The 13,147-nt window shown below is 55.4% G+C and carries 13 protein-coding genes and 3 pseudogenes; 2 read left to right on the top strand and 14 right to left on the bottom strand.

The annotated features are described in order from the left end of the window. Positions 1 to 52 precede the first annotated feature (52 nt). Positions 53 to 253, top strand: a pseudogene (locus PSPTO_RS24375) (IS5/IS1182 family transposase); the annotation flags it as partial. Between the two features lie 152 nt (positions 254 to 405). Here PSPTO_RS24375 and PSPTO_RS24370 read toward each other — a convergent pair. From PSPTO_RS24370 to PSPTO_RS30365, 14 genes and pseudogenes are all read right to left on the bottom strand, one after another. Next, on the bottom strand, positions 406 to 1,017 hold the full coding sequence (locus PSPTO_RS24370; protein WP_005888844.1) for a LysE family translocator: 612 nt from the start codon (positions 1,015 to 1,017) through the stop codon (positions 406 to 408). An 18-nt stretch (positions 1,018 to 1,035) separates the two neighbouring features. Beyond that, positions 1,036 to 1,674, bottom strand: coding sequence for an alanyl-tRNA editing protein (locus tag PSPTO_RS24365; RefSeq protein WP_005888845.1), 639 nt, complete (start codon positions 1,672 to 1,674; stop codon positions 1,036 to 1,038). 5 nt (positions 1,675 to 1,679) lie between these two features. After that, positions 1,680 to 2,441 (bottom strand): thioesterase II family protein, encoded by a 762-nt coding sequence (locus PSPTO_RS24360; protein WP_007251966.1) that lies wholly within the window; start codon positions 2,439 to 2,441, stop codon positions 1,680 to 1,682. Positions 2,442 to 2,450: 9 nt separating this feature from the next. After that, positions 2,451 to 2,873 carry a coronamic acid synthetase CmaC gene (gene cmaC / locus PSPTO_RS24355; RefSeq protein WP_005888847.1) on the bottom strand — a complete coding sequence of 141 codons (423 nt, stop codon included), beginning with the start codon at positions 2,871 to 2,873 and terminating at the stop codon, positions 2,451 to 2,453. Between the two features lie 9 nt (positions 2,874 to 2,882). Next, entirely contained in the window at positions 2,883 to 3,812 is a 930-nt protein-coding gene (locus PSPTO_RS24350; protein ID WP_005888848.1) for a chlorinating enzyme, read from the bottom strand. Then, the gene (cmaA, locus tag PSPTO_RS24345; RefSeq protein ID WP_011105130.1) at positions 3,799 to 5,586 is read right to left on the bottom strand and encodes an L-allo-isoleucine:holo-[CmaA peptidyl-carrier protein] ligase; all 1,788 of its coding nucleotides are present in this window, start codon (positions 5,584 to 5,586) and stop codon (positions 3,799 to 3,801) included. Before cmaA ends, PSPTO_RS24350 begins: the two co-directional genes overlap by 14 nt. Then, on the bottom strand, positions 5,583 to 6,431 hold the full coding sequence (locus tag PSPTO_RS24340; RefSeq protein WP_005888850.1) for an alpha/beta fold hydrolase: 849 nt from the start codon (positions 6,429 to 6,431) through the stop codon (positions 5,583 to 5,585). Before PSPTO_RS24340 ends, cmaA begins: the two co-directional genes overlap by 4 nt. A gap of 10 nt (positions 6,432 to 6,441) precedes the next feature. Further along, positions 6,442 to 6,672 carry an acyl carrier protein gene (locus PSPTO_RS24335; RefSeq protein WP_005888851.1) on the bottom strand — a complete coding sequence of 77 codons (231 nt, stop codon included), beginning with the start codon at positions 6,670 to 6,672 and terminating at the stop codon, positions 6,442 to 6,444. 233 nt (positions 6,673 to 6,905) lie between these two features. Continuing rightward, a complete protein-coding gene (locus PSPTO_RS24330) occupies positions 6,906 to 7,082 on the bottom strand; it encodes a hypothetical protein (RefSeq protein WP_007251965.1) in 177 nt (58 codons plus the stop codon). 227 nt (positions 7,083 to 7,309) lie between these two features. After that, the gene (locus tag PSPTO_RS24325; protein ID WP_005888854.1) at positions 7,310 to 8,785 is read right to left on the bottom strand and encodes a sensor histidine kinase; all 1,476 of its coding nucleotides are present in this window, start codon (positions 8,783 to 8,785) and stop codon (positions 7,310 to 7,312) included. Next, positions 8,782 to 9,381 carry a response regulator gene (locus tag PSPTO_RS24320; RefSeq protein WP_011105129.1) on the bottom strand — a complete coding sequence of 200 codons (600 nt, stop codon included), beginning with the start codon at positions 9,379 to 9,381 and terminating at the stop codon, positions 8,782 to 8,784. Before PSPTO_RS24320 ends, PSPTO_RS24325 begins: the two co-directional genes overlap by 4 nt. Positions 9,382 to 9,531: 150 nt before the next feature. Next, entirely contained in the window at positions 9,532 to 9,783 is a 252-nt protein-coding gene (locus PSPTO_RS24315) for a type III effector (protein WP_005906196.1), read from the bottom strand. A gap of 329 nt (positions 9,784 to 10,112) precedes the next feature. Further along, positions 10,113 to 11,090: an IS5-like element ISPssy family transposase gene (locus PSPTO_RS24310; protein WP_007247571.1), complete on the bottom strand. Its 978-nt coding sequence runs from the start codon at positions 11,088 to 11,090 to the stop codon at positions 10,113 to 10,115. Positions 11,091 to 11,303: 213 nt separating this feature from the next. After that, positions 11,304 to 11,523: pseudogene (locus PSPTO_RS30365) on the bottom strand (type II toxin-antitoxin system RelE/ParE family toxin). A 61-nt stretch (positions 11,524 to 11,584) separates the two neighbouring features. On the opposite strand from PSPTO_RS30365, the pseudogene PSPTO_RS24305 reads away from it, so the two are divergent. Next, positions 11,585 to 12,434: pseudogene (locus PSPTO_RS24305) on the top strand (IS5 family transposase). Positions 12,435 to 13,147: the final 713 nt, after the last annotated feature.

Genomic DNA, 13,147 nt, shown 5'->3' with positions numbered 1-13,147 from the left:
TCTTTCAGGGGACTTATCTACAAAATTTCGCAGCCTTTCTTTGATGTGTTGCCGCAAGATCGAGTTCACGAAAACCCAGGTGCGAGCGAAGGTTGAATATCCATTTCGTGCGATCGAGCGCCAGTTTGGTTATACGAAAGTGCGGTTTCGCGGGCTCGTTAAAAATACCACGCAACAGGCCAAACTGTTTGCCTTGTCGAACCTTTGGATGGTACGAAAACGGCTGTTGGCGATAGGAGAGGTGCGCCTGTAATACGGAAAAACACCTTGGAAAGGTGCTGTTTGAAGAAAAGTCGATGAGTTAAAAGCTAAAAAAGTCTGATTATCTGATCGGGCGTGCGTTTTATGAATCTCAGGCCACGAGGGCATCAATGATCGATGCCTACTTCAGAGCTTCCCTAACACCTAAAATGCCAATTTGGTCTTGATCAGTGAGTCAGTCAATTGGGAAAGGATCGCCACCGCGAAGCAGCAAATGATCACCGAGGCTGTGCGATTAATATTCAGCGTTGTCAGCCAAGCATGCCCGCTGCGTTTGATGTATGCGCCAAGCAGCACCCAGGCGCAGCCAATCGGGATTACCACCATACTGAGTTGCGCGACAAAATACAGGTACAACTTGATATCGGTAAAGGTCTGCTCGGGAGCGATGAACGAAACCACCAGTAGACCCTTGGGGTTGATCAGGGTCAGCCGAAAAAAGTACATTCTGGAGATATGCACGTTGGGTGAGGAATGGTAAGGGTTATCGGGGTTGCGCCATAGCCGGTGTGAGGTTTTGAACAGATAAGCCATCGACGCCAGTTGTACCACCTGCAGGCACCAGGGAGCGCTGTCACCGATATGGCTGAGCAGATACCCCCAAAAGGAAATCTGCAGCAGGTAGGCCGAGTACTCCAGCAGGCTCAAAGACCAGGCGTGTCGGAATCCGCTCAGTGCTCCAGACCGCAGCAGCAATGTATTCGTGGGCCCTGGCATCAAGAGCAGCAACCCAAGTACAGACATGATGTTGAACATGATAGCTCTCCTGGGCGGTCAATCCACTAGGTAGATTTCGACACGCTCTTTGTGCGCGCCGATGTTATTGCGCTTGAGCCGAATACGCCCGACCTCGCCCGTGGTACGCAGATGTGTACCGCCACAGGGCACCTCTGAAAACCCCTTGATGTACCAGCAACGGCGCAAGCACTTGGTGTCCGTAAAGCGGCTTTCAATCGGTAGGCCGGCGGCTACGAGGTGCTCTACGCCCTGCAGGATTTCCGGAAAGTACTGGCTGACATTACCCTCCAGCGAGAAGTCGATCCGCGCTTTGTGTTGGCCGATATGGGCACCGATCTTTTCCAGGTCTGGGAATTTTTTATAGAAAAACTCCAGCACAATTTCAGCGGCGAAGTGCAAACGCATAAGCGCATACCGACGAGGCCAATCGATCTCCACGCTAACCAGATCGCTCACGGCAAAGTCTGGATCTTCGGCAAGGCGATAGATGATGCGCTCGTCAACAACCGTGGCCTGGGTGACTTCGATACGGTTGATGCAACCCTTATCCGATTCCTGGCCGCCGGATTCGGCGAAGAAAATCGTCGGGCTGATCACCACGTCGCGCCCGTCAATACTTAGCACGCGGGCGTCTAGGGACGAGAGATAAGGGGTGTTCCAAAATGCACGTTCCATAACGCTCAACTGCCTTGTTCATCTAGAGCGGTTAACAGAGGCAAATACAAAAGCTGAAAATTGATGTTGAAGAAAAAATGTCCGCCGGGTACGTACTCGCTATGGAAGCTTGTGCTGGTGTAGCGCTGCCATTCGTCTAGGCGATGGAGCTCAAGCAACGGGTCGTCCTGGCCGTTGAGAACGTAAAGGGGCACTGGCAGCGGTCGGATAAAGCGATAAGTGAGTTGTGCATTGAGCGCTAGATCGGCTTTGAGCTTGCCCAGCGCATGTCTGGCAAAACTGCACGAGGCATCCGTCGGCAGTGGTAAGAGGCTCTCTGAGCATACGTGCTGCCACAGTTGGTTGTCGTCCATCGCACCCAGTAGCGGTGAGTAGCCGGTGTGGGGCGGCATGCGCCCGGACAGGACCAAATGCGTCGGCAGCGGCCGGTCGCGTTCGGCTAGCGCGTGGGCTACATCAAGCGCCAACCCGGCACCGAAGCTGTGACCGTAAAACGCGTACGGTATGCCTACGCTTTGCAGTGCATCGACGATCGCCTCGATAACATTCGCGACCCGCGTGACCGGCGCTTCCATACTTCGGTCCTCGCGTCCAGGTAGTTTCACTGCCCATGTCGCAACGCCGACATCGGCTAGTCGGCTCAAATCATTGAACGCTGAGGCGCCACCCCCTCCGTAGGGGAAACACAGCAGCAGGCGACATGCGTTCATAGGGGCGCCTGGCAGTGGTGCAAGCCAGGGTCGTTGCACCACAAAAGGATCGGCCATGGCTGCTCCTTAACCGGTGATCTCGAACAGGCCCACCGCGGGGTGGAACATGTGCGAGGTTGTCAGCGAGCGATGTTCCTCGGTGGCCGGGTACGGAATGGTCATGGGGTTGGTTACCGAGACGCCTCCCATACTGGCCAGAGAAATCTGAGTAGTCTGGATATCGCGGACCCTAAAGGCCGCGTGGTAGATACACGCCTCCACATTCACCAGCAGCCGGCTGACCACGCTGTCAGGTCGAAAGGGTTCGACCACTTCCACGATTTCGCCTGCTGGCGAGCGGAGCTTGGTTATCAACACGCCAAACTTTTCGATTGGCTGTTTATGGAACAGCACCTCGAACCCCAGGGCCGTGAAGAACTCCGAGGTTTTCTCCGTAGACCGCGTGGCATACGCGATGTGATCGATTGCCAGGTAGGAGGGCTGTTCCATGATCAATCCTCAATAAATGACTAGGGGCTTCAGGTCCATGCCGCTTAGGCTCTTGCGGGCCACTCTGTTCTTGGGGTCGGTGGTGGTACCGGACACCTGCACCACGCCGAACCGATCAAGTCGATACTCGCCCCCGAATTCCTTAACGTAATCTGTATCTGGATAAACCTTGACCCGTCCGGGTACGTAGCGGGCCACATAGCCCAGGCGGGTCTTGTCGGGTGTCGAATTGGGTAGCGAGGAGTGCATAAGCATCGAGCGGAAGATTACAAATTGGCCCGCTTTCATCACGATCGGTACTGCCGATGCTTCATCCGGCTTCCATGACTTGTCCTTTTGCAGAGTGGTGTAGTCGTAGCCGTTGAATCCACGTGGGTACTGCCCCTTGACCACATTATTGTTGGTGACCGGGTCGAAGGTCATGCCTCTGGTTTCGTCGTAGTTCATTTGCTTGTGGCTGCCGGGGATGAACTGCATGCAGCCGTTTTCTTGGGTGGCATCAGTGAAACCCGTCCACACATTAATAGCGCCGCCGAACGGCTCGCCCTCGGGCCACACCAGTTGCGGCTCGCCGGAGGCGTGAGCGAAAGTGTCTGCCTGGTGCCAGTCAGTGCCTTCGTTGCCAGGGTATTTGGGGATGAACTCGCTGCGCCAGCAGATTACATCCGGGCCGAGGATGCTTCGCACTCGATGCACGATTTCCTTGCGAAACACATGACTGGTCAGCAAGTCCACATCCAGGTGCCGGTCGTAGTTGGTGATCGCGACATCCAGTGGCGCGTCGTAGGGAGCATGGGTGCGGTTGAACAGTTGTGCTCGGATGGTCTTATGCATCTGTTTCATCTCTTCAGGCTCATAGAGCGTGAAGGGACCGATGAACCCATCTCGATCAAACTGCTGAAGTTCCTGTTTCGTCAACGAAAAGTCAGTCATTTCCATGTTGGCTCCTGAGAGAAGTTACTGGGTCTTCATGTGTTGCGTAGTACTGCACCCACTCTTGAAAGGTGCTCAGCCTGGCGACTTCGTCGAAAGGGGTCGTTCTGCCAAGTATTTCGTTGATGCGGCTATGGGCCATGACCACGCTCAGAGATGAGGCGCCATAGCCGTAAATTGAGTGTTCCAACTGCAGGTTGCGGGTGCCGAGGATGCCGGACCAGATATCTAGCACTGCCGAACCGGCCTGAGGGGGCGCCGCCGCTGCTTTCTCCGGTGGCTGTAAGGAACGCTTGTCGACCTTGCCATTGGCCGTCAGCGGAAGTTCCGCTAGGTAGTGGATCCGCCTCGGTACCATGTAATGAGGAAGCCGGTCGCCCAATAGGCTCATGAGCTTGCTTTCTTCGATAGTTGGCGAGCCATGCCGGAGCACGATGAAAGCGTGTAGGCTTTTTTCCAAATCGTTCATGACGTGCGCCTGCACCACAGCCTGGGCGACGCCAGGCAGTTGGGTCAGCGCATGTTCGACCTCGGCGATCTCCACCCGGAAGCCTTTGATTTTTACCTGTTCGTCGATGCGGCCTTGGTAGAAAAGCATGCCGTGCTCATCTTCGATGACATAGTCACCGGTCCGGTAATAGGTGCCTTCCGGCAGTTGTAGAAAGCGGGTTTGGGTCAAAGCGTCGTCGAGGTAACCTAGGGCTAGATTCGCACCCGTGAGCAGCAACTCGCCGGGCGTGCCGACCTCCACCTCTTGCAGTTTGGCATCGACGATTTTGCCGTACACCTGGTGTAGGAACTGCCCGATGGGCATTACGTCTCGCTCGGCGTCCTCAGGTTTGTTCAGACTGTACCAAGTGGAGAACACAGTATTCTCGGTCGGGCCGTAGCCATTCACCAAGGTAATGCGAGGATTGGCCAACAGCAGCGCGCGGGCGTGCACCGGTTTAAGTACTTCACCGCCGACATAGAGCACGCGCACAGCGTCTAGCATTGAAAGGCGGTGTTGCGCCACCAGGTGGAACAGTGAGGTGGTCAGTAACAGCACATCGCAGCTGGCCGCGCGTACGCAGTGATCCAGTGCATCTATATTGAACGCGCCAGGTTGCAGGGTGACGCAGGCGCCGGTCAGCAGCGGTACCCAAACTTCAAACAAGGCAGCATCGAAGCCGATGGACGAGTGATGTACGTAGCTGCGGGGCTTGCCTTGGACCTGTTGCTGTACGTTGTCTACTAGATTCAGCAACCCGTCATGGCTGATGCGTACACCTTTGGGGAGGCCGGTAGTGCCAGAGGTAAACATCACGGTTATCACCGAGGCATCATCCAGACGCCTTCGGATAGGCGGACGTAGGGCAGGGCCGTCGTAGCACAGAGTGCCGCAGTCGTCCAGGCGAAAGCATGTCAGCGTTGGGTCAGGGCGCAAGTCCGTTGGCTGACCGAGCAATAGCAAATGATTGCAGCCCAATTGTTCCAGCACGGCGATCAGGCGTTTGCTTGGCGTGCCTGGCTCGATGGAGACGTAGGTAATTCCCAGTTTGCAGCAGGCCAGCATCGTTATCAGATACTCAAGGCAACGGTTGGCCATCAGCGGCATGTAAGGATGGTCTGCCAGGCCTTGACGTATCAGTGCTTCGCTACGTTCCAACACCTGCGTCTGGAGCTGTTGATAAGTGACTAGTTTTCCTTCGTCCACCACCGCAATTGCGTTTGGCGCTTGCGTGCAGACCGACTCAAATCGGCGGTAGGCTTTGGGGGGATGTGAATGGTAGGAGGTCATTGAATGGCCCTCTGCTTGTGACGGGTCAGAAAATGGGTCATCGTCAGGTACAAACGTTCGTGGCCATCGACAAAATCGTGATGCTGGCCATCAGGATCTTCCACCAGTTCACTGTGAGGCAGCAGCTGGGCAATGTACCGGGAAGATGCGGTGTCGGTATAACGGTCCTGGCTGCCGCACCACACCAGCGTGGGGGTCTTTACGGTCTGCGCAATTCTGACCGATTCCAAGCTCGCCAAGCTGTTGAGGAACGTAAGGTACTGGCGGAACGCAGACAGTTCTCGCAGAGGGCGAACCTGCTGGTAGCGGTAGTCACTCGGGGTATAGGCGCTTTTGGTGTGCAACAGACTCACGGCTTCGTAGACTTGGGCGCAATTGCCTTGGGGAATGGACTGCATCATGCGCTCCACGTCGCGCTCGTATTGGCTCTTGATCACCCCGTCGTCTTTGAGAAAGTACGCGCCATTAAGCAGTAGCAAGGTGCGACAAGCACCTTGGTTGGCTGCCAAGAGTGCCAAAGGCGCTGAGGAGCAATAGCCCACCAGTGCATCTACACGCACGGGTTCTGGCAGCGCTGCATTGAACTGGCGGATGAAGTCCGCAACGCCTTCTTCGGGATTGACCCCGGCTTCGTTGGCGTACGCCAGCCAGGTGTCGCTTTCCAGGATGATCAAATTGAAATGGCTGATCAAAAATAGTGCAGCGTTCTTCATGTAGCAGCACTGGGTGCCCACGGGCGACAACAATAGGAGGGTTTCCCGGGCAGTGTCGAACGGCAAGCTCTGGACACAGATCACCTTGCCCGCTCGCTCTAGGTCCAGGTTTAGTGTGAACAGGCTGTGCATGGCAACCCTCTCAGGCTTTATCCGCCGCAGCGGCGACTTGCAACTGCGCAAGCACCGTTTGCTTGCAGGGCGTCAAGAAGAACTGCTCCATATTGATATTGGCGCCAAACGCCTCGTTGACCTGACCAATCAATTGGATAGCGGTAAGAGAATTGGCACCCAGGTCGAAGATATCTTCGTCATTTTCCACCGGACGCTGAAAAATTGCCTCGAAGATCTGATCGAGTTTTGCTGAGCTCATGGTTTACATGCCTCGTCGTCAATAAGGGAGCCGGTTCCCCGGCACATTGGTAAGCTTCACGCCGAAAGCCATCTGCTCGCTCAGGGAGATGGCCCACGCTGAACCACGGACCGACTTTAAAGGCGTACCGCGCGAGCGCCCATCGTCCATTTTGACCAAAAGCGCCCCGGGGATACGCTTTACTGGAGGTATACGTAGTCCATGCCGAGCTCTTCGATCTTGCTCATCGATTATCACGCCTTGTTCCGTTCCAGCGTGGCCCTAATGTTGGAAATGAGGCTGCCACGGACGACGGTCAGCGAAGCCAGCAGGATCGAGGAGGCGCTTGCCCAAGCGTGCCGGCCCCCGATCTCATCTTGCTCGATTTGCAAATGAAAGGTACTCACGGTCTGGAAGGCATAGCCTTGCAAGATCGCTAGTCCTCGGCGAGAGTGGTGATCGTGTCCGCCTTCGAACGGGATCAGTGTGCGAGGCGATCCAGCGCGGTACGGTGGAGTTTCACTCTAAGACAGAATGTCCAGAGCACCTGCTACAGCGGATCTAGGCGCTGCTCTCCTGTGGCTCCTCGCCCCTCATCACCACTCCGTTGTCGCTCACTCTACGATGCCGCTCCGCGCCAGGCTTTGGTTGAGGTGCGCTAAAACGGCGCCGGCACACAAGACTCTCGCTCAGTCTTGGATGTATTGGGCACAATGACCGTCTCACCATCAGCTCTCACCGGCCTGACCAGGGGGAGATGCACCCGAAAAGTGCTGCCGTGCCCCTCTCGGGAAGCCAGGGTCAACGGATGGCCTAATAGGCGAGCCAGCCTGGCAACGATGGCAAGCCCCAGGCCTAGCCCTTCGTGGTTGTTCCGGGTCGGATGATCGAGTTGGTGAAAGTCGCGAAAGATTTCCTGCTGGTGCTGGAGAGCGATACCGACGCCGGTGTCGACGACCTCGATCTGAAGGTAGCCATGGCGCCGCTGGCAAGCGATCAGGACGCCGCCTCTCAGGGTGTAGCGGATCGCATTGCCGATGAGATTTCGCAGTATCAGCTCCAGCAAGGTTGGATCGGATAGAGACAATAGCTCCGTATCCAGCGTGCGGTAGCTGAGGCCCTTGCCGTTGGCGAGGGGCGCAAGCTCCATTTCCAGTTTATCCAGCAGTGGCTGCAGGGCAAAGACTTGCAATGTCGGCTGCAAGGCTCCTAGTTCGATGCGTGATAGGTCCAGTAAGGTATTCAGCATGTCGGTAGTAGTCTTGACGGCCGTTCGGGCCCTGACCAGCAATTGCCGCTGTTGGGGATCTAGCGGACTGCCGGCCAGGGCTGCCAGAAAAAAGCCCTGAGCCTGCAGGGGCTGGCGCAGATCATGGCTGGCTCCAGCCAGCAACTGACAGCGCGCCGTATTCGACTGCCGCGCCCGTTGCAAAGCGATGCGGAGCTGCTGCAGGTCACGGCGTGCCCGCTTGGCGGTTTCATCCAGAAGCAATTGCCTTTTCAATTGCTTCACCAGGTGCTGACAACCCGAGCGCGCCAATCGGCAGAGACCCAAGCCGTAAAGCAGCACGGTGATCCCCAGAATCCTGTGCAGGTCATCACCAATGCGCAGAAACCACATAGCGATCAGTGCCACCGGCAGCAGGATGCGTCCCAGATAAAGACTGGGCACGGCACAGTTCAGCGACACCATGGCATGGCCGAGCGTGGCGAACAGCACCAACAGCAAGCCGATGAAGGGCGTAGGAAAGGCCTGTTGGAGGGCAATTTCGCACAGTATTACCCAGACGACGCTTTCCAAGATACCGGCCAGCATTAGGACCCGAGCCACTGGCTTAACCCGGCCAGCGTCCAGGCGGAGTAGCAATACCTGACGCGCATAGATGACTTGGCCCACCCTAAGACTCACGACGGCGACATACCAAAGCAACAATTGCGTTTGGATGGCGTCAGGGTCCCAGTCGCCGCTCAGTTGCGCTAGGGCTGACCAAGACACGCGGGCCTGAAAGCCGTCGATCAGGCTGAAGGTCAGGATCAGGCTGGTAGCGAGCAGGGTAGTCTTGACCAGCGACTGGGTGAGTTCGACCAGAATGAGTCGCAGGGCCTCCTGGTATGAGCGAGCGTCGTGCCTCACAGGACGAGTCCTAGGCGGCGCGCGGTATCGGCTGCCTCCGTACGGCAGGACGCTTGGAGGATGGTCAGTATCGCCTGGACATGGCTGCGGACCGTGTGCTCCGAGCGCCAGAGCTGCGAGGCGATCTCCTTGTTCGTCAATCCCTGGCACAGCAACCCGAGCACTTGGCGCTGGCGTGAAGTGAGCGTCAACGGGGTGGAGGCGATAGTCCTCGGTTCGGGAGGCTCTCCAGAGAGCAGCGCCTGGATCCGCTGCAGTAGATGCTCTGGACACTCTGTCTTAGAGTGAAACTCCACCGCACCGCGCTGGATCGCCTCGCACACGATCGCATCCCGATCGAAGGCGGACACGATCACCACCCTCGCCAAGGGCCAGCGCTCTTGCAACAAGGCGATGCCTTCCAGGCCGTTGGCACTTTCCAGCTGCAAATCGAGGAGGATGAGATCGGGTGCCGGCAACGCCTGGGCAAGCGCCTGCTCGATCCTACTTGCTTCGCTGACTGTCGTACCAACCGGCAGCCTTATTTCCAACATCAGGGCCACGCTTGAACGGAACAAGACGTGATCATCAATGAGCAAGATCGAAGAGCTCGGCATAGACTACTTATATCTCCTGTAAAGAGTATCCCTAGGTGTAATGACCTGTAATCGAAATGGCCTAGACCTGCAGTTATCGCGTTTTTCGAACCGCATTAATTGAGTCTATCCGGCCCCGCGAACCAGCACTGACTGCAAAAGACCCTGCATTCATGCACTGCCACCAGCAATCGAGCGCGTCCGACCGAGATTAAATGCGACTGAAAAATTGATGATTTTGGAGTCCATCAGACGGTGGTTTTTATCGAGTCGACCAGGCTGCACGAGGGTTTGGGTGATAGATGTTGTGGTGGCAACTAGAGGGGAATTGTCGGGCGCTGAGGCGAAGCGGTTTTGCGCTTCCTTCGTAGGGGCCGTGTAATTGAAGCTGGAATTTACTGAGCTGGTTGAAATTCGATTCATTGAAAAACCTCTTTGTCAAAAAAATCACGGTGCAGGAGCAGGCCTGCAGTCCTCATTTTTACGCTTGTGGAGAGGACGGAGGTTTTAGTGGAGCCGCACCAGCTTGCAGTTCCTAGCCTACTGGGAAATATTTGCTCTCTGGCAAGCTGTTGAAATTCGCCAGCATGTAACGTGGTTCGGTTAGGGAAGGTCTGAAGTAGGCATCGATTTTTGACGCTCTCATGGCCTGAGGTTCAAAAAAAGCTCGCCCGATCAGATAATTAGACGTTTTCCGCTCTTAACTCATCGATTTTCCTTCAAACAGCACCTTTCCAAGGCGTTTTTCCGCATTACAGGCGCACCTCTCCCATCGCCAGCAGCCGTTTTCGCACCATCCAAAGGTTCGACAAGGCAAACAGAGTAGCCTGTTGCGCGGTGTTTTTAGCCAGCCCGCGAAACCGGACTTTCGTATAACCAAACTGGCGCTTGATCACGCGAAACGGATGTTCAACCTTCGCCCGTAACTGGGCTTTCGTGAACTCGATTTTGCGATAGACCCGTGCGATCAAACTTTTCTCGCCATGCTTTTTATAACGGCTTGGGCGGGCCGCAATTGACCAGATCATCTGACGATCCTGATGCTCCGCACGCTTGTCCACGCCGGTGTAGCCCGCATCACCGCTGACATAGGTTTCCTCACCATGTAGCAATTGATCAACCTGAGTCACGTCCGCCACATTCGCCGCAGTACCCACCAGGCTATGGACTAAACCCGACTCGGCATCGACGCCGATATGCGCTTTCATGCCGAAGAAATACTGGTTTCCTTTCTTCGTCTGATGCATTTCGGGATCGCGTTTGCCGTCCTTGTTCTTGGTCGAGCTCGGCGCATGAATGATCGTCGCATCGACCACCGTACCTTGGCGCAGCATCAAACCTCGATCACCCAGATAGCCATTGATGACCTGCAAAATCCCGCCTGCCAACTCATGCTTTTCCAACAGACGCCGGAAGTTGAGAATCGTGGTTTCATCGGCGATTCGATCCAGACTCAACCCTGCGAACTGGCGCAGGATCGTTGTCTCGTAAAGTGCTTCCTCCATCGCCGGATCGCTGTAACCAAACCAGTTCTGCATCAGGTGAATACGCAGCATCGCCATCAGCGGATAAGCCGGACGGCCACCTTCGCCCTTTGGATAATGTGGTTCGATAAGGGCAATCAAGCCTTTCCAGGGCACAACCTGATCCATCTCGATGAGAAAGCGCTCGCGGCGGGTATGCTTACGTTTACCCGCGTACTCGGCATCGGCGAAGGTCATCTGTTTCATCAGGGAAGCTCGGTGAAAGGTGTTGGGGTATTTTGCCAAATCAGGAAACCTTTTTCAGAGTTTCCTTAGCAATGGAACAGAAAATGCATTTAAGGAGTCCGCAGAGTCCGGGAAAAATCAACCGATTGGTTATTACGAGTCTTTGTAGGGCTTCAGTTACCTGTCATCGCGTGTGTGCCACAGGCACAGCAGGTACTTAGTCGAATCTACTATCTAGTAGCGCATCTCGTGACAGCTGATATGGATTCGGCTTAAATCCCCTCGGTTCAAATTTTTCAAGTCGCTCACCAATGCGTGTATTGGCCAACAGCGCAGTCATGGCAATAGATTAGTTGCTGCACGATGTTTGGGCAGCAGGCTGATTCGCCGCTGCCAAAAACTCGTACAATCGGATAATGTCGGAAAGCACCTTGCTTGTACACTTCAACTCCATTAGGTTTTGTACGAAAAGTCGGTAGGGGTAGAGTTGCCGCCATGATTGGCTGGAGGCCCGCATGGCAACGCTTTACGAACTCTCCGACGCATCGTGGGAATTGATCAAGGATCTGGTTTCTCCCGAGCAGAAAATGGGTCGCCCACGTAGCGATGATCGTCTGGTACTCCACGGAATCCTTTGGATTTTGTGCTCAGGTGCTGCCTGGCGTGATCTGCCGGAACGCTTTGGGCCTTGGTCGGCGGTGTATCAGCGTTTTCGTGACTGGCGCGATAACTGCACGTTCGACCGGAAGCTGGAACGCTTGCACATTCGACTCAACCATGAAGGACTGATTGATCTGGACACCTGGATGATCGACTCCACGGCGGTACGTGCAACCCGAGCCTCTTCAGACGCCGGGAAAAGGGGGCCTGAAGAACCGCTAGACCATGCTCTGGGGCGAAGTCGAGGCGGCCTGACAACCAGGATTCATATGGTTTGCGACGCTAATGGCTTGCCATTGCGCTTCATGCTCTCACCGGGACAGGCTAGCGATATCGCCCACGCCCGGCCGTTACTGGATCAGGTGCGCATTCTCGGTAAGCCGGGGCGACCGCGAAAGCGCAGTAGATGGTTACTGGCTGACAACGGCTATGACGCAGAACACCTGCGTTACTACTGCGACCGTTATCGAATGCAGCCTGTGATCCCGCTACGCGCCATGCCACGCAAACCCGGCCTGGCTTGCCCAGACTCTTTGATCGTCCAAAGTATCGGGAGCGCAACATCATTGAGCGGATGTTTGGCTGGCTAAAAGAGAACCGCCGAATCGGCACTCGCTACAACAAGCTGGCCAAAACCTACGCAGCCATGGTCACGCTGGTCTGCAGCCTACGTTGTAGCGGCGATACTTTTCGTACAAAACCTAGGCGGGCTGATTTGCCTGATGGGATTTTTTTCAACCACCGTGCGCCGTCTTGAAGACGGCATACACCAATGATGTTCACTTAAAAATAAAGTTCATGGCATGGAACCGATAACAAATTTTTGGCCACATACATGTTTTAAGGACATTCTGATGAAGCTGTTCTAGGTTTGGCAGAGTGTTTGATCTCCACAGCTTAGGCACACCAAGGACGCAGATGATATTCCCCGACGCCGATTATGCTGGCAAACGTAAGCAAGTCCCTAAAGAGCGTTCTGGTCAAGCCTCAATGTCCGAAATGCGAATGGGGACGTATGGCAGTTCTGTCGACGGCCGTGTTGCGCACGAAGCATGAGTAAGCAGGCGGGATAAGCGGTAATGCGGGTTACACCGCCGTGGACAAGTGTCAGGAACATCAGGATTGTCAAATTAGCTGGCCGATGCGGTACGTCCGAGCCGCTAAAAGCGTGGTGAGACAAGTTGGATCGTGGAGGTGTCCGCAAAGTCGAGCATTCGTTCTGCGTGATCAAGTGCCAGTTTGCGTACACAAAGTTGCGGCTCCGCGGTTGGGCTAAAACCACCGGGCAACAGGCCGCGCTATTTACCCAGTCTAATATTTGGATGGTGCGAAAGAGCTGCTTAGGATGGGAAACCTGCACCTAAATACGAAAAACGTCTTGGGAAGGTGCTAATCGACAAAAATTAATGAGTTAAACA

It is taken from the genome of Pseudomonas syringae pv. tomato str. DC3000, from assembly GCF_000007805.1.
Lineage (GTDB): Bacteria > Pseudomonadota > Gammaproteobacteria > Pseudomonadales > Pseudomonadaceae > Aquipseudomonas > Aquipseudomonas avellanae.
Note: the sequence above shows the minus strand (reverse complement) of the source record. Positions and strands in the feature narration are given on the sequence as shown.